Source organism: Dickeya sp. NCPPB 3274 (assembly GCF_000406205.1).
Lineage (GTDB): Bacteria > Pseudomonadota > Gammaproteobacteria > Enterobacterales > Enterobacteriaceae > Dickeya > Dickeya fangzhongdai.
The window spans coordinates 3810431-3826737 of the sequence record NZ_CM001979.1; the positions used below are offsets into that span (position 1 = coordinate 3810431).

Consider the following 16307-nt stretch of genomic DNA (forward strand, 5'->3'; position numbering starts at 1 on the left):
CACCCGATGACAATCGAGTGGCCTTTTCTTTTACCGGCTACCGGCGTTACTGTCTGGACAGATATGCGTCAAAGCTCAGCGTATCTTCCGACTCCAGTTGACGCTGGTGCTGCCATGAACGCTCGCACTCCGAAGTAAACTGGTTTTCAGAAAGAATCTCCAGCGGCTCCTGCAACAGTTGCTCGCGGTATTGCCCGGCTAGTTGAAGACCAACGCCGCCGCTGCCATTTTCCAGCATCATCGCCAGAATCCGGGCGGAGAACGTTTTGTCCGGGTCGTCGAACCCTTCCACCAGTTGGTCGCAGACCTGTCGATAGTACGGCTTAGCTTGTCCTTGATCCAACAATTCCGCAACACGCCGCAGATCCGCAAACAACGAGCGCCCGACCTCAGCAATCGTCTGACGCGTCGTATCGCAGCCCATGCCTACCGTCTGCCCCGGCTTACGGCCTTCCAGAATCACCTGATTCCAGTTTTTACGTGTGCAGAGCAGTTCCGCTTCGCTCATTTCCGGCGCATCCGCCAGCGCGCACCAAATCAGGAACAGATCGAGGAATCGTGCCTGTTCGGCGCTGACGCCGGTTGCCGAGAACGGATTGATGTCCAGCGAACGCACTTCGATATACTCGATCCCGCCGCGCAGCAGCGCATCGGAAGGCGACTCGCCCGGACGGGTGACGCGTTTAGGCCGGATCGGCGCATACAATTCGTTTTCGATCTGCAACACATTGGTATTCAGTTGCAGATAACGGCCATCTTTTTTGAGACCAATCCCCGCATACTCTTCAGAAGGCGTGTGAATCGCCCTTTTCAGCGCCGAAACATAGGTTTCCAGGCTGTTGAAGGTAATGCCAAGGTTGCTCTGCGATTTGTTGGTATAGCCCAAATCACTTAAACGCAACGATGTAGCGTACGGCAGATAGAGCATTCCTTTTTCCGAACGCTCAAACGGCAGGTGGGTTTCTTTGCCCTGCAGGAAAGAGGAGCAAATCGCCGGCGATGCGCCAAACAGATACGGAATTACCCAGCCGAAACGGTAGTAATTGCGAATCAGTTGAAAATACCCGGCGGAAATCGCTTCCTTGCCGCTGATGGCGTCGGTAATACCATCACGAGCCTGCCAGAATGCCAACGGCAGCGAAAAATTATAATGCACGCCGGAAATGGTCTGCATCAACGCGCCATACCGGTTTTTCAGGCCCTCACGATATAGCGTTTTAAAACGACCAATATTCGAGGAACCATACTGCGCCAGTTCGATATCCTGCCCCGCTTCGATAAAGCAAGGCATACTTAACGGCCACATGCGCTCATCACCCAGATGACGCGCCACATAACGATGAATATCACGCAAAAAGGTGAGAAGGTGATCAATATCCTTGTCAACCGGCGTAATGAATTCCAGCAATGCTTCAGCAAAATCCGTGGTAATCCAGGGGTGGGTCAGCGCCGCCCCCAGCTTCTCCGGATGTCCTGTTTTCGCCAGATGTCCATTTGCCATCACGCGCAGTGTTTCACGCTCAATACCACGCTGGATCCCTTTTATCGACTGAGGATGTTTTTCCAGCCAGGACAGCGCTTTTGATACGTCCGGGATCAAATTGACCTCCCGCTATGAAGATTTAGTCATGTTAATAAGAATAATGGATGGTATATGGGGACAACAATCGTGATTGCAACTCACCCGGTTCCCATCGTCCATTTCAGCGCCACGCCAGCCACTACCAGATAGCGCAACGTTTTTCCGATAAAAATACATATTACGGAACTTGCCCAGGGCATCCTTAGCCAACCCGACAATAAGCACAATATATCGCCGACTACCGGCACCCAGCTAAATAATAATGCTGCGGTACCGTAACGCTGCAACCAGCGTCGGGCGGTATTCAATCCTTTTTGCGGCTTAAGTTCGGGTACCAGACGCCCGATAACAATATTGGTGATCCCGCCCAATGTATTACCAATGGAAGCGATAACAATCAGCAGCAATGGGCTGGTGCTGTGAGTTAACAACAACGAGACCAGTACGACCTCCGAACTGCCCGGCAACAGCGTCGCACTCAGGAAGCTGCTCCAGAACAGTGAAAAGACCGCCCAGAACTCACTCACAGCGTTCTTACGTCAACCACATCCATACCTGCACTGGCGGCTGCCTGAAGACCAAAATCGGCATCTTCAAACACGACGCAGTGCTCAGGGGCAACCTGGATTAATGTTGCGCAACGCAGGAAGGTATCCGGGAAAGGTTTATGCCGCTGCACATCATCGGCACCGACCAGCGCAGAAAAATAATCACGCAGGCCAAGATGGCGCAGCAGACGATCGGCCAAACCATGCGTACTCCCGGTGCCAACCGCCATCGGGCGGCGGCCATGATACGCTTTGACGACTTCAATCAGTGGCAATGGTTGTACGGTGTCCATCAGCATGGTTTCGGTCAGGGACGCTTTCTCCGCCGCCAGACGATGCGGATCGAGATCCGACTGATGCTGGTTGATAATCACCTCGGCAATACGCCAGGTCGGCGCGCCGTTCAGCGCCGTCATGGCATCGTTGTCATAGCTCATACCATACTTTGCCAATACCTGTTGCCATGCCCGGCAATGGGTTGGCTCCGTATCGAGGATGGTGCCATCCATGTCAAAGATGAGGCCCTGATAGCGATCGTACATCATGACTCCGTACCCACCGAAAAGAGACGATTACTTTAACGCAAAGTCAAAACATTGTCGCTTACTCAATAACCTTAGTAAAAACAGTGAAATAGATATATCAGACAGGAGAAATACCAGGATTTACGACAAAAGAAAGGTGATGACGTTGGGAATAAGCTTGGATGGTTTTGAAGAAGATGGTGCATCCGGGAGGATTCGAACCTCCGACCGCTCGGTTCGTAGCCGAGTACTCTATCCAGCTGAGCTACGGATGCATTTTAGAAATCTTTCAGACTATGATTTTACAACAAGAGGAAACAGCATCAGGAGAATGGTGCATCCGGGAGGATTCGAACCTCCGACCGCTCGGTTCGTAGCCGAGTACTCTATCCAGCTGAGCTACGGATGCATTTCAAGACTTACTGCAGACTTCTCTTAAATTGTATAACTGACAGTGCTCTTGTCAGATAACGCTATCCATTAAATGGTGCATCCGGGAGGATTCGAACCTCCGACCGCTCGGTTCGTAGCCGAGTACTCTATCCAGCTGAGCTACGGATGCATTTTAATGGCGGTGAGGGAGGGATTCGAACCCTCGATGCAGCTTTTGACCGCATACTCCCTTAGCAGGGGAGCGCCTTCAGCCTCTCGGCCACCTCACCGTACCGACCAGTAATCGCTGAATTTCGTTTTCATTCAGCGCTCACCTGTCTGCGTGGCGCACATATTACTTTCCCGGACTTATAAGTCAAACAATTTTTCCGATATCAGTTCCGTTTGAACACTTCGCACCCAACAAGAACAGATTAACGACAAAAAGCATGCTTTATCGCCAATAAAACAACCAGTTATTTGCACTCACAACAGCAAATGCCCGGGAGGCTATCATTGGCAAAAAAGGAAAATACAGGGAGCAAACAGAAACACTTGAACAACAGCGCCTCGCCAACACGAGACGCTATTCAATCAATAGGAGGTAGGCTGAGACTTCTCTGCCTGAATACGCTGGTAAATCTCTTCACGGTGTACAGAAACTTCTTTCGGCGCGTTAACACCGATACGAACCTGATTGCCCTTTACTCCTAGTACGGTAACCGTAACCTCATCGCCGATCATGAGGGTTTCGCCAACTCGACGAGTTAAAATAAGCATTCTTTGCTCCTTGAAAGATTATAAAGAGTCAGGTCTCTCCGTTCTCCCGTCATTATCCATCATGGTTGGGGAAAACGTAAACCTGGATGACGAAAATGTCTCATCATCTCACTCATTGTCTGTTACTAATGTTCAGTTTAGTCGATATAAGACAGCTTGCGCTTTTTGTTATCACAACCAGACTTCACCTCATAAGCCGTCTCTGGAGCCCCACAGACGACCCATGAACAGTCTTGTTTACGGCCATCCTTACCGCAAGCTAAAAACGCCAAAACCACTCATAGTCATGGCGTTTTTGCCGGGATAACACGTATTTAATATTTATAGCTTATCAACCACCCAGGCTTCAATGCTGGTCAACGCCGATGGCAACGCATCGACATCATTTCCGCCTGCTTGCGCCATATCCGGACGACCGCCACCCTTGCCGCCGACCTGGTTTGCCACAAAGCCAATCAACTCGCCCGCTTTGACGCGATCGGTCAATTCCTTGGTCACGCCGGCGATCAGGCTGACTTTGCCATCCGCCACCGTCGACAGCACAATCACCGCAGAACCCAGTTGGTTCTTCAGATCATCCACCATCGTCCGCAACAGTTTGGGCTCAACATTGCTTAACTGCGTCACCAGCAGCTTCACACCGTTGATATCTTTCGCCTTGCTGGACAGCGAAGAGCTCTCCTGCGCGGCTTGCTGCTCTTTCAACTGCTGCAACTCTTTTTCCAGCCCGCGGGTACGTTCCAGCAAAGAACGCACTTTGTCTGCCAAATTGTTGCTGTCGCCTTTCACCAGTTGCGTTACTTCATGCAGCAAATCATTCTGATGGTGCAGAACGACAATTGCATTCTCGCCAGTAACCGCTTCAATACGGCGAATACCCGCAGCCGTACCCGATTCAGATACGATCCGAAACAGGCCGATATCACCGGTGCGGCGAGCATGGGTACCACCACACAGTTCGATGGAAAAATCCCCCATCGACAGCACGCGGACATTCTCTTCGTACTTTTCACCAAAGAGCGCCATCGCGCCTTTCGCTCTGGCCGCATCCAGCGCCATCACGTCCGTTTCTACCGGCAGATTGCGACGAATCTGGGTATTGACGATATCTTCCACCTGACGAATCTGCTCTGGTTTCATCGCTTCCGGATGAGAGAAGTCAAAACGCAGGTAGCTGTCATTGACCAGCGAACCTTTCTGCGCCACATGTTCGCCCAAGACCTGACGCAAGGCCGCATGCAGCAAGTGAGTCGCTGAGTGGTTCAGACGAATACGGTCGCGGCGGACATGATCCACCACGGCATCCACCTTGTCGTTTACCCGCAGAGAGCCCTGAGTCAGTTTGCCGATATGGCCGATAGCCTGACCATATTTCTGGGCATCAGCGACAGAGAAACGGGCCGTCGTCGACGTCAATTCGCCCTGATCGCCGACCTGGCCGCCGGATTCGCCGTAGAACGGGGTTTCGCTCAGGACCACGACCGCCTCGTCGCCCGCCTGAATTTCCTGCACGGACTCGCCCTGACGATAAATCGCCACAACCGTCGACTGCTGCTCGGTACGTTCGTAACCGCAGAACGTTGTAGACTCATCCACACGGATCAGGCTGTTGTAATCGGCGCCGAAGCCGCTGGCGTCACGTGCGCGCTGACGTTGCGCTTCCATCGCTCGCTCAAAACCCGCTTCATCCACTTTCAGATTACGCTCACGGCAAACATCCGCGGTTAAATCGACCGGGAAGCCATAAGTGTCATAAAGACGGAACGCCGCTTCGCCGCTCAGGGTATCGCCCTTAAGCTGTTTGATTTCTTCATCCAGCAACAGCAACCCGCGCTCCAGCGTACGGGCAAACTGCTCTTCTTCATTCTTAAGCGCCTGCTCCACCAGGCTCTGCTGGCGTTTAAGCTCTTCAGCAGCCGGCCCCATCACCTTGATCAGGGTACCAACCAGCTTATAGAAGAAGGTCTCTTTCGCACCCAGCATATTACCGTGGCGGATAGCACGACGAATGATTCGACGCAGCACATAGCCGCGGTTTTCATTCGACGGCATTACGCCATCGGCAATCAGGAATGCACAGGAACGAATGTGGTCGGCAATAACGCGCAGCGACTTGTTGTTCAGATCATCAGTTCCCACCACGCTGGCGGCTTCCGCGATCAGTGTTTTGAACAGATCGATCTCGTAGTTGGAATTCACATGCTGCAGGACGGCGGAAACACGCTCCAGCCCCATACCGGTATCAACCGATGGTTTCGGCAGCGGCAGCATGGTGCCATCAGCCTGTCGGTTGAACTGCATGAATACCAGGTTCCAGATCTCGATATAGCGATCGCCATCTTCTTCCGGGCTTCCCGGCGGTCCACCCCAGATGTGATCGCCATGATCGTAGAAAATTTCAGAACAAGGGCCGCAAGGACCGGTATCGCCCATCTGCCAGAAGTTATCCGACGCGTACGGCGCGCCTTTGTTGTCGCCGATGCGGATAATGCGCTCGCGAGGTACGCCTACCTCATTCGCCCAAATGTCATAGGCTTCATCATCAGTGGCGTAAACCGTAACCCACAGTTTTTCCTTGGGCAGACCAAACCACTGCGGGCTGGTCAACAGTTCCCAGGCGTAAGTGATGGCGTCGCGTTTGAAATAATCACCGAAGCTGAAGTTACCCAGCATTTCGAAGAAGGTATGGTGGCGCGCAGTGTAACCCACGTTTTCCAGATCGTTATGCTTGCCGCCGGCGCGCACGCAACGCTGAGAGGTTGTGGCTCGCACATAATTACGTTTGTCCAGCCCCAGGAAAACATCCTTGAACTGGTTCATCCCGGCATTGGTAAACAGCAACGTAGGATCATTGTTTGGCACCAGAGAACTACTGGCGACAATCTGATGTCCTTTACTATGGAAAAAGTCGAGAAACGCTTGACGGATCTCAGCGGTGCTCTTGCTCATAATTGTCCTGAAATCAAGCTAAAAGAACAGTCGCGGGCAAGGTAGATGCAGCATGCTGATGTGACCAAGCCAAACGCGAACAAAAAAGTGGGAATAAGATAAATTTTCTTAGGGGGGAAGTAAAATCCCGTATGCGTTCAATCGGAAAAATTCATATATACCGACTGAATTTCGTCGTGGGAAAAACCGCGGTAAAGCAAGTAACGCTGAACTTTGGCGCGTTCCTGCCAGTTCATTGGCAACGGTGAGCCGAATTTACGGGTCGCCACTGCTTTCGCCTGTAGATACCAGTCAATTTCGCAAGACTGTAGCGCCATGCGCTGAGTAGACTTGTCGATACCCCGCTGGCTGAGCTCGGCACAAATACGCTGAGTACCGTACCCTTTACGGCAGCGACTACTAATATAACGCAGGGCATAGCGTGCATCATCCAGCCAGCCCTGCTGCCGACAACTGTCCACCGCCTGCTCGATTTGGGTATTGAGCTCGGACAACGCAGAGCAGTCGTCTGCGTTGTCGCATTCGCGGTTTGTCTGTAAATACGCCGCAATTTTGCGGCGCAATTCCATCTCGCTATGATCTCGCACAGCCAGCACATTCATCGCATAACGGAGTACTTTCGACATACCTGTCATCCCGAGAATGTGCTGCTCATGCTACGACGTTCCATTAAAAATCGTCGTTGAGTTCGCCAGCGGCTTCTTCATTGTACTCGGCGCTTTCACCACTAACATTTGGCACGACTTCATTATCCTTGTGCAGCAACATTTCGCGCAGTTTCTTGTCGAGTTCAGCGGAGATAGCCGGATTTTCCTTCAGGAAATTGCAAGCGTTAGCCTTGCCTTGACCGATTTTGTCGCCATTGTAACTGTACCAGGCGCCGGCTTTCTCAATCAGCTTGTATTTCACGCCCAGATCAACCAGTTCACCGTAGGTGTTGATCCCTTCGCCATACAGAATCTGGAATTCGGCCTGTTTGAACGGTGCGGCAACCTTGTTCTTCACAACTTTGACGCGGGTTTCGCTCCCAACAACTTCCTCGCCTTCCTTAATCGAGCCGATGCGGCGGATATCCAGACGGACGGAAGCATAGAATTTCAGCGCGTTACCACCGGTCGTGGTTTCCGGGTTACCGAACATAACGCCAATCTTCATACGGATCTGGTTGATAAAGATCAGCAGCGTATTGGATTGTTTCAGGTTACCGGCCAGTTTGCGCATGGCCTGGCTCATCATGCGCGCCGCCAGCCCCATATGCGAATCGCCGATTTCCCCTTCGATCTCCGCTTTCGGCGTCAACGCCGCCACGGAGTCAACGATAATCACATCTACCGCGCCGGAGCGAGCCAGCGCGTCACAGATTTCCAGCGCCTGCTCACCGGTATCCGGCTGGGAACACAGCAGATTATCGATATCAACACCCAGTTTCTTTGCGTAGATCGGGTCCAGCGCGTGCTCAGCATCGATGAACGCACAGGTTTTTCCTCCACGCTGCGCGGCCGCAATAACCTGCAGCGTCAGCGTAGTTTTACCAGAGGATTCAGGACCGTAGATTTCGACAATACGCCCCATCGGCAAACCACCAACACCCAGTGCGATATCGAGCGACAGGGAGCCCGTGGAGATCGTTTCAACATCCATTGAGCGATCTTCGCCCAAACGCATGATAGAACCTTTACCGAATTGCTTTTCGATCTGACCCAGCGCCGCCGCCAGTGCCTTTTGTTTGTTCTCATCAATAGCCATTTCTGCTCCTGTCGCGCAGCCTGCCGCTGCCTCTACGCTGTTGCTTATTCATGATTCACCGAACCGATGGCCGCATTATACTGTATACTCATACAGCATCAAGCCTATTTTATAAAAATCTCTCCAGCAGCGTCTGCAGGGCAAACGCCACCGCCTGCAAGCGAACATCATGGCGATCGCCGTCAAACTGCATTCTTTGGGCCACGCTGTCGCCGTTTTTATCGCTAAAACCAAACCATACGGTTCCCACCGGTTTATCTGGCGTTCCGCCGTCCGGCCCGGCAATACCGCTGATCGATACGGCGATATCCGCACCGGAGCGGTTCAGCGCCCCAGCCGCCATTTCGTTCACGACGTCGCGGCTGACCGCGCCAAACTGCGCCAGTGTATTCTCCTGCACGCCGATCAGCGCCTGCTTGGCCTGATTACTGTAAGTCACAAAACCGTAGTCAAACCATGCCGAACTACCGGGCACATCCGTAATCGCCTTGGCCAGCCATCCGCCGGTACAGGACTCAGCACAGGTCATTTTCGCCTGACGCGCCTTCAGACGTTCTCCCACCAGCGCGCTCAGTCGCAAGATTTCAGTTTCTGTCATCGCAGCACCCTGTTTTATCCATCGCGGCTCAATAGTAATGAACACATTCTCCCTCAGGGTAGCACTTTTCCTCGTGCCACCCCGTTGCTTAACAGGAATGCGAGACGGCACGCAACATGGCGCAGCGCTTTGTCTTATTATTGTCACCCTGTCTATATATGATTGACAGACACACAATAATAACGGCGATAGCGTTTTTACGACATGCATGCCCCGCCTCGGGGCTTTTTTTATTGGCATAACGAGACACGGCCGATGAATCCCGGCTGACGTGGTTTCTGGACCTGAAATAATGCTGGCCTGCCAGTTGACAGGCCAGTTGGGTAGGAAAACCCAGAAAGGAGTGACGCCGTGTTGCGAAATACCACTGGCTACATGGTGGATTAACACATCAGGCGAATCGACTTCACGATATACCTGGTATCTTTCAAGCTGCTGACGCATTGGCTGCTTTGTCTCCCAGTCACTGTTTGCTAAGCGACTGAGGGGGCAGTTTTTTGCCTGCGTCCTGCAAACTTAAAATCCCTTGGGTATAAAAGCCTTGTTATCGGTGTTTCATCCCTGGCGGGTAATTAGCGCGACACTCTCCCCTTTAGTTTTCGCATCTTGTTCTGCTTTAAGTTCGTTTTGCAACGATATCTTATTTTCTGGAGTGTTCTTCTTCTCTTTTATTTATCGGCGAGGGAATCGATAACCTTACCCCGGAAAGAAAATATTTTTATTTTCCGGTATGATTATCCCCTGCTGAACTATTGTCATATTAAAACACGGCGACGGCTGACAGACATAAAAAAAAGCCCACCGAAAGGTGGGCAAAGCTATTGGGTTTTTCAACAGCAAAGATTTGGTAGTACTGGCACGACAGTTATCCACTGTCTGAAAATAAATTTACCAGCCATTCCTTAAAATAACCTTAGTTTTATCTCATTCTCACACAAGTGTTGATAAAAAGCCGAAGTAGCCATCAAAATAAAAATAACCCACTGTACTGAAAGCAAAAAAAAGCCCACCAACCGGTGGGCGAAAATGACACTATTCTCTGGCATGAAGCATCCTGAAGACACAGGTTGGCAGCGTTCCGCCGCCTGATAAGAATTCTATGATATGAATATTAAGCCAACATTAGGAAAAACAAAAAAACAGTTTTTAACGCACCAGCTCACTAAAAAATGAAAGAAGACAAAAAAACAAAGCCCACCGAAAGGTGGGCGAATACTATCTAATAATTATAAAAAAACCTGGTGTTTTGGCGCGGTAAAATCATTACCTGCTGATAAAATTACACCAGAGAGATTAAACCAACCTTAAAAAAATAATTTATCTCATTTATTTTCGTGACCATTACTACAGAAAAAAAACAGAAAACCAACACACGAAAATAATCCACACCGTCATTATCATCAGAAAACAAAAAGCCCATCAAAAGATGGGCCAAATAAAAAATGAAAATCGAAAAACAATTCCTTACTCTATAACATGGCACGGCAGTCAATTAACACTAAGTAAAAGTGTAACAGAAATCCGCCAACCTGCTCTGGCAGCAGTCATTATTCTTCTATTTTTGTGAGAATGCGCATCCTCCCCAGCCCGATATCGGTAACGGCGACCTGGCACTCTGCCAGAACAGGTTTTTATTTCCTGCAAGTTTGCAGGTTTCCCCAGGCATCACGTACACTCGCCAGAAGACACGACTACGCCCGGGACAAGACAGGGTTCGCTCGCCTATTTCGAGCGGTGATGACAATAAGTGGTTATGACAATAAGTGGTTATGACAATCGCAGAACAGAGTCTGTCTCAGGCAAATCAGGAGGGGAAAACAACGTGCCACCCACATTCTTACGTCGATCTGGCATAACGGATAATCACGCCGATCGACTCAGTAGTTCATTGGTCATTTGCCGCCCGGCGGATGTGCTGTTCGATTTGTGGCGCGACCCCAAAACGCTACCGGTACTGATGAACCATGTCGCCCACATAGAGATCATCAACAGCACGGATTCTCTGTGGCGGATGAAAGCGCCGCTCGGCCAGTATATCGAATGGCAGGCGCGTATCGTGGATGAGCAACCCGGCCAGTTTATTCACTGGCGCTCGCTGCCGGGCGCCAGAATCCCGAATGAAGGGCGCCTCTCGTTTCGTCCCGCCCCGCACAATAACGGCACCGAAGTGACCCTCAGCATTCGTTTCGATCCTCCGGGCGGTTTCTTGGGGCGCACCCTCAGCCAGGTGTTTCAACTGCTGCCTAAAGAGATGTTGCACAAAACGCTGTTGCGCTTCAAACAGATGGCGGAACAGCCCGGCGCGCCATGCCGCCTGATGGGCATTGAGCCTCGCGTTTATTATCCAGACATTCATAAAAAAACAGACGGCGGGAAAACCCGCCGTCTGTCGTATTAACCACCATCAGGATTATTTCTTGTCTGGCATCATCCGCAGCAACGTATCGTCGCGCACCACATAGTGATGATACAGGGCAGCTACCGCATGGAGCCCCACCAGGAAATACCCGGCGTTGGCAATCAGTTCGTGAATGTTAAACAACGTCTGCTTGATATCTTCATCCGATTCGGCAGCGAACGGCATCGCAATCCCGAACACCGACCAGTCGGCGCCGCGATAGTACATACCCAGCACGCCCAGCACCGGCAACGCCAGAAACATCAGATAAATAAACCCATGCACCGCATGGGACGCAATCACCAGCAACCCGGCTGTGGGGTGATAGGCGGAGTTGGATAACGAAAGCGTTGCACAACCCGCAGGATCATCAGCACCCACACGGACACGCCGCAGCTGTAATGGATAGTCGACATCAGCGCTCGCGCACTGCTCCCGCGCGGAGCAAAACCACGCAGCTCCATAGCGGCATAAGTGACTATCACCAGCAGCAATACCAGCCAGTGCAACACAATCTGAGACGAATGATACTTGGTCTTCATGGAATTCCTTCTCTGTATGAGCATACAATCTGTGTGAATATAAAACGCATACAGCCTAGCTTCACTCTATTAAGCTAGCATTAGTTTTTAGCTGACAGCAGCGAAACGTTCTTTTGGGCAAAAAAAATCCCGCCTTAATGGGAAGGCGGGAAAATGACTACTCTCTGACAGGGATGAATAACACAACATCAACAAGGGTTGAGACAAACATTACCAGTTGCAGTGTATAGAACTGTCATCTGTCGGTAATGTTGGTTGGCAGGATGTAAGTCGAATTTGACAGGGATAACGAAACGATAAACAGCTCGCCTGGAACACTGAGCAGGCGGCCAGCGCTGGCCGCCCACGCACGTATCAACGCCGGCTATCCACCAGCATTCTTACCGCCAGCCCGGCCAACACCGTTCCCATCAGCCAGCGCTGCACGCGTTGCCACAACGGTCGCTCCGCCAGAAAGGCGGCAATGAACCCCGCCGCCATCACCAGAGACGCATTGACCGTCATGCTGATAGCTATCTGGGTGATGCCCAGCGTCAGCGACTGCCCCAGCACGCTCCCCTGCTCCGGGCGAATAAATTGCGGCAGCAGCGAAAGATAAAGTATTGCGGCTTTAGGATTCAGCAGGTTAGTGACAAGCCCCATGACAAACAGGCGACGATTGCTGTCCGGCTTCAGTTCGCGCAGTTGAAAAGGCGATGCGCCGCCGCGCACAGCCTGCCAGGCCAGCCACAGCAAATAACACGCGCCGGCGATTCGCAGCACATCGTAGGCCAGCGGCACGGCCATCATGATAGCGGTAATACCGAGCGCCGCAGCGCTCATATAAATCAAGAACCCCAACGCAACGCCAGACAACGACACCAGGCCGGCTCGCCGCCCCTGACAGACGGTACGCGAGAGCAGGTAAATCATATTCGGACCGGGCGTCAACACCAGCCCTAACGCAATGGCAGCAAACGGTAACAACTGGGACGAACTGACCATCATCAAACCTCGGCAAACAGCAGACAATCCTCAGATGTAACTGTTTTTGGCAACCGCCTCAATCTCATTTCGTGCCGCCCGTCATTACGCATCACCAGCGCCGCCGATTACTCTTCCGGCGGATAGCGGTAATCCCAGCGGAAAAAACCGTGGTCCTGAAATGAGCCAGACAGTAACGACTGCTTTCGTGTTTTGACATAGTTTGGCGGCGGACAGGTGACATTGCACATCCAGTAACCGGGAAACCAGCTTCCCATGCCGGGCAACCGCGCTATTTTCGCATCGAGCGGGTTAAGCTCCGGCAACGAGTAATAAACGAATTCGCCGATAGAGTGCTCAACCCACTCCTCGGCGACGCCCAGTTCCGATAACGGGTTGGGATGCAGCGGCGAGCGAGCCAGATCGACAAACTCCTTAACATGGTTCATCGACCAGCCGCAAAACTCCAGCGAGCGCTGCCGCTCCGCCATTTCGTACAACCGATCGACCGAGATTGCCGGCAGCGGGTCGGGCTGTTCGGGAAAAAATTCATTGTGTTTTTGCAGACACAGCAACAGATAAGATGCCACCAGCGCCCCCAACTGGTGGATGACCAGCGCCGGATGCTCGCCTGCGCCGCCACCGATAATCAGATTGTCTGGCGTACAGGAAAAATCATCCGCTCCCCAGGGCGAATCCGTCACCTCTTCAAGCGGATGATAGATTGGCAATCCATTAAGGAAACCAACCAGTTCGTGTTTGATGGTATCGATGTAGCTCATGGTTACCGGCTTTTAAACAGTCATCAAGACAGATATCGGCGGGACATGACCCGGATGATGTTCTTCGCAGGGTACACTGTGTGCCCCGCCTTCTCCAGACCAATCTTTTCCAGACCACGCTTTACCGCGCGAGACAAATCATTCCCTCAGCTTCCGGCTCATCGCTCAGAATAAAGCCGCATAAAGACCAACAGGTAATAGTGGTAATTAACAGGTTTATTTTCAAATAAAAAAAGTTAATCCATTAAAATGATAGTTTTCGATATTTACTATAAGTTTTCATTCCTGTTATCGCGCGCTAGCCTGCCTGCAGTGGCTATTCTTTCATTCACAACACAGGAAAAGACCATGAAACAGAAAGTCGCATTGGTCACTGGCGCAGGCCAGGGAATCGGTAAGGCCATCGCTCTTCGTCTGGCGAAAGACGGTTTTGCCGTAGCGGTCGTGGACTATAACAGCGATACCGCAGGTCAGGTGGCGCAGGAAATCAGACACCACGGCGGGAACGCCATCGCGCTTACCGCGGATGTCTCAAACCGCGATCAGGTGTTCGATGCGGTTCGCACCGCGCACAAACAGCTGGGCGGTTTCCACGTCATCGTCAATAACGCCGGTATCGCCCCCACCACACTGATTGAAGATATCACGCCGGAAATCGTCGATAAGGTTTACAACATCAACGTAAAAGGCGTCATCTGGGGAATCCAGGCCGCGGTGGAAGCCTTCAAGGCTCAGGGTCAGGGCGGTAAGATCATCAATGCCGCGTCTCAGGCCGGTCACGTCGGCAACCCGGAACTGGCGGTTTACAGCTCCAGCAAATTCGCCGTGCGTGGCCTGACCCAGACCGCCGCCCGCGATTTAGCGCCGCTGGGCATTACCGTCAACGCCTATTGCCCCGGCATCGTCAAAACCCCGATGTGGGCAGAGATTGACCGTCAGATTTCCGAAGCCGCCGGCAAACCGCTCGGCTACGGCACGGCGGAGTTCGCCAAACGCATCACGCTGGGCCGCCTGTCCGAACCGGAAGACGTCGCCGCCTGCGTTTCCTATCTCGCCGGCCCGGATTCCGACTACATGACCGGTCAGGCCCTGCTGATCGACGGCGGTATGGTATTCAACTGATATGGTATTTAACTGATATCGTATTTAACTGATATCGTATTCAGCTGAATCTGCACGATTACGCGACCTGTCTTCTGTTACATGTCGCGCCCTCTGACATCCTCACGCGTTTTACCGTGCGCTGAGGATGTTCCCTGTCTGAATCCTGTTCCGATACACAGAAGAAAAATTAACCAGAGTTGTGATATGGTGGCAGCCCGGTTGGCAGGCTATGACCAGAGCGTCGCCTCATGCTGGCAGCGCCATGCACGACGCCACATGTATCTATGCCCCTGAATATCCAGATCACCCCGAATAAGAACGCATGGCATCGTGCGCACAGGGACATTGATGTTGGCTGACGGTCGCCGTCATACAGTCTCCATCATGCAGCCGCCGTCATACAAAGGAGTCAGGATGATGCAAGACGATGAAATCAACACCGACGATTTGTGGGAACGCCCCGGTTTCCTTATTCGTCGCCTAAACCAGATTCACCATACGGTATTCTTTGAAGCGCTCAGGGGCGACATCACCCCGCTGCAATACGGCCTGCTGACGGTGGTCGGCGCCCGCGGCGGCCTGGACCAGACCACGCTCGGTGCCGAACTGGGGACCGACCGCACCACGCTGGCCGGCACGATTGAACAACTGGAACTCAAGGGTTATGTCCGGCGCGAAACCCACTATTCCGATCGCCGTCGCAAAACGGTGGAAATCACGCTCAGAGGTAAAAAAATTCTGAACAAAACCGCCGCCGATATGCATCAGGCGCAGATGAAATTGCTGGCGCCGTTACCGCCGGCGTCAAGAAAGACCTTTATTCAGATGATGAAAACGCTGGTTGAAGGCAACAACCATCGTGGCAGCGTGCCGATCAAGCGCTTCAGTTCGCAGACCGAATCCTTCGACTGAACCACCGTACCGGAAAGCCCGTTTCCAACAGCACCGCGGGCTTTCCGGTATGACGCTTTACTCACGACCTTCATCCCCGCGCGTTATTCCCTTTCCAGTCTTGTCCGTGGCTGTCTTCACCGTTTTTCCTATTCCCTATTCAGGGCATGCCTATTAATTCGATAGAAACAACTGCCGTTATCCGTTGTGTCAAAAACGGTAAAGTACCTGCTGTTGCTGTGGGCCTTTGCGACTCTCCAGTAACACCGGTGGTAACCACACCGCCGCCCATAAGCGAAAAACCGTTGCCGGTCATGACGACAGGTAAACCACATTCACCACCTTGTTATCCGCATTCCTGATGGTGAATTTCTCTGCTTATAGCTTCGAGCAGTGCAATGGACTCACAGCAATAACCAAACCCTATTGTTGATAATAATCATACGGAAGATGAGGAAAGTTATGAGCAATCACACCGCCACACACCGTGTCCCCGGCTGGAAAAAGCCGCTGGTGATCGTGTCTTCA

At 52.1% G+C, this 16307-nt stretch carries 12 protein-coding genes, 4 tRNA genes and 2 pseudogenes; 3 read left to right on the plus strand and 15 right to left on the minus strand.

Going from position 1 to position 16307, the window contains the following annotated elements; translation table 11 throughout:
- Positions 1-46: 46 nt before the first annotated feature.
- The 12 genes from gshA to pncC all read right to left on the minus strand — a co-directional run bounded on the left by gshA (position 47) and on the right by pncC (position 9099).
- On the minus strand, positions 47-1600 hold the full coding sequence (gene gshA / locus DXX3274_RS17030; protein WP_042860787.1) for a glutamate--cysteine ligase: 1554 nt from the start codon (positions 1598-1600) through the stop codon (positions 47-49).
- Positions 1601-1680: 80 nt separating this feature from the next.
- Positions 1681-2109 (minus strand): YqaA family protein, encoded by a 429-nt coding sequence (locus DXX3274_RS17035; protein ID WP_042860788.1) that lies wholly within the window; start codon positions 2107-2109, stop codon positions 1681-1683.
- A complete protein-coding gene (yqaB, locus tag DXX3274_RS17040) occupies positions 2106-2672 on the minus strand; it encodes a fructose-1-phosphate/6-phosphogluconate phosphatase (RefSeq protein ID WP_042860789.1) in 567 nt (188 codons plus the stop codon). The genes DXX3274_RS17035 and yqaB overlap by 4 nt, the downstream gene beginning before the upstream one ends.
- Before the next feature lie 180 nt (positions 2673-2852).
- Positions 2853-2929 (minus strand) — tRNA-Arg (locus tag DXX3274_RS17045).
- A gap of 57 nt (positions 2930-2986) precedes the next feature.
- Positions 2987-3063 (minus strand) — tRNA-Arg (locus DXX3274_RS17050).
- A gap of 76 nt (positions 3064-3139) precedes the next feature.
- Positions 3140-3216: transfer RNA gene (locus DXX3274_RS17055), tRNA-Arg, on the minus strand.
- Between the two features lie 7 nt (positions 3217-3223).
- Positions 3224-3316, minus strand: a tRNA-Ser gene (locus DXX3274_RS17060).
- A 304-nt stretch (positions 3317-3620) separates the two neighbouring features.
- Positions 3621-3806 carry a carbon storage regulator CsrA gene (csrA, locus tag DXX3274_RS17065; protein ID WP_005972168.1) on the minus strand — a complete coding sequence of 62 codons (186 nt, stop codon included), beginning with the start codon at positions 3804-3806 and terminating at the stop codon, positions 3621-3623.
- A gap of 321 nt (positions 3807-4127) precedes the next feature.
- Positions 4128-6755, minus strand: coding sequence for an alanine--tRNA ligase (gene alaS, locus DXX3274_RS17070; protein WP_042860790.1), 2628 nt, complete (start codon positions 6753-6755; stop codon positions 4128-4130).
- A 137-nt stretch (positions 6756-6892) separates the two neighbouring features.
- Positions 6893-7381, minus strand: a complete 489-nt coding sequence (recX, locus tag DXX3274_RS17075) for a recombination regulator RecX (RefSeq protein WP_038666494.1) — start codon at positions 7379-7381, stop codon at positions 6893-6895.
- Between the two features lie 43 nt (positions 7382-7424).
- A complete protein-coding gene (gene recA / locus DXX3274_RS17080) occupies positions 7425-8501 on the minus strand; it encodes a recombinase RecA (RefSeq protein ID WP_042860792.1) in 1077 nt (358 codons plus the stop codon).
- 109 nt (positions 8502-8610) lie between these two features.
- Positions 8611-9099: a nicotinamide-nucleotide amidase gene (pncC, locus tag DXX3274_RS17085; protein WP_042860793.1), complete on the minus strand. Its 489-nt coding sequence runs from the start codon at positions 9097-9099 to the stop codon at positions 8611-8613.
- Positions 9100-10921: 1822 nt separating this feature from the next.
- On the opposite strand from pncC, the pseudogene DXX3274_RS17090 reads away from it, so the two are divergent.
- Positions 10922-11398, plus strand: a pseudogene (locus DXX3274_RS17090) (SRPBCC family protein); the annotation flags it as partial.
- Between the two features lie 111 nt (positions 11399-11509).
- Here the strand turns inward: DXX3274_RS17090 and cybB are convergent.
- The 3 genes and pseudogenes from cybB to DXX3274_RS17105 all read right to left on the minus strand — a co-directional run bounded on the left by cybB (position 11510) and on the right by DXX3274_RS17105 (position 13784).
- A pseudogene (gene cybB, locus DXX3274_RS17095) lies at positions 11510-12039 on the minus strand (cytochrome b561).
- Between the two features lie 354 nt (positions 12040-12393).
- Complete coding sequence (locus tag DXX3274_RS17100; protein WP_042862191.1) at positions 12394-13023, minus strand: LysE family translocator; 630 nt, start codon at positions 13021-13023, stop codon at positions 12394-12396.
- Between the two features lie 107 nt (positions 13024-13130).
- On the minus strand, positions 13131-13784 hold the full coding sequence (locus tag DXX3274_RS17105) for a hypothetical protein (protein WP_038666480.1): 654 nt from the start codon (positions 13782-13784) through the stop codon (positions 13131-13133).
- 348 nt (positions 13785-14132) lie between these two features.
- Between DXX3274_RS17105 and DXX3274_RS17110 the strand changes: the two genes are divergently transcribed.
- Both DXX3274_RS17110 and DXX3274_RS17115 read left to right on the plus strand, forming a co-directional pair.
- Positions 14133-14906 (plus strand): (S)-acetoin forming diacetyl reductase, encoded by a 774-nt coding sequence (locus DXX3274_RS17110; RefSeq protein ID WP_013319106.1) that lies wholly within the window; start codon positions 14133-14135, stop codon positions 14904-14906.
- 396 nt (positions 14907-15302) lie between these two features.
- Entirely contained in the window at positions 15303-15800 is a 498-nt protein-coding gene (locus DXX3274_RS17115; RefSeq protein ID WP_202960823.1) for a MarR family winged helix-turn-helix transcriptional regulator, read from the plus strand.
- The last annotated feature ends 507 nt before the right edge of the window (positions 15801-16307 follow it).

Coding starts and splice junctions, on each gene's coding strand:
- DXX3274_RS17115 (WP_202960823.1), top strand. CDS start 15,303: ATGATGCAAGACGATGAAATCAACACCGACGATTTGTGGGAACGCCCC.
- yqaB (WP_042860789.1), bottom strand. CDS start 2,672: ATGTACGATCGCTATCAGGGCCTCATCTTTGACATGGATGGCACCATC.
- alaS (WP_042860790.1), bottom strand. CDS start 6,755: ATGAGCAAGAGCACCGCTGAGATCCGTCAAGCGTTTCTCGACTTTTTC.
- recA (WP_042860792.1), bottom strand. CDS start 8,501: ATGGCTATTGATGAGAACAAACAAAAGGCACTGGCGGCGGCGCTGGGT.
- DXX3274_RS17110 (WP_013319106.1), top strand. CDS start 14,133: ATGAAACAGAAAGTCGCATTGGTCACTGGCGCAGGCCAGGGAATCGGT.
- DXX3274_RS17105 (WP_038666480.1), bottom strand. CDS start 13,784: ATGAGCTACATCGATACCATCAAACACGAACTGGTTGGTTTCCTTAAT.
- DXX3274_RS17100 (WP_042862191.1), bottom strand. CDS start 13,023: ATGGTCAGTTCGTCCCAGTTGTTACCGTTTGCTGCCATTGCGTTAGGG.
- csrA (WP_005972168.1), bottom strand. CDS start 3,806: ATGCTTATTTTAACTCGTCGAGTTGGCGAAACCCTCATGATCGGCGAT.
- pncC (WP_042860793.1), bottom strand. CDS start 9,099: ATGACAGAAACTGAAATCTTGCGACTGAGCGCGCTGGTGGGAGAACGT.
- recX (WP_038666494.1), bottom strand. CDS start 7,381: ATGTCGAAAGTACTCCGTTATGCGATGAATGTGCTGGCTGTGCGAGAT.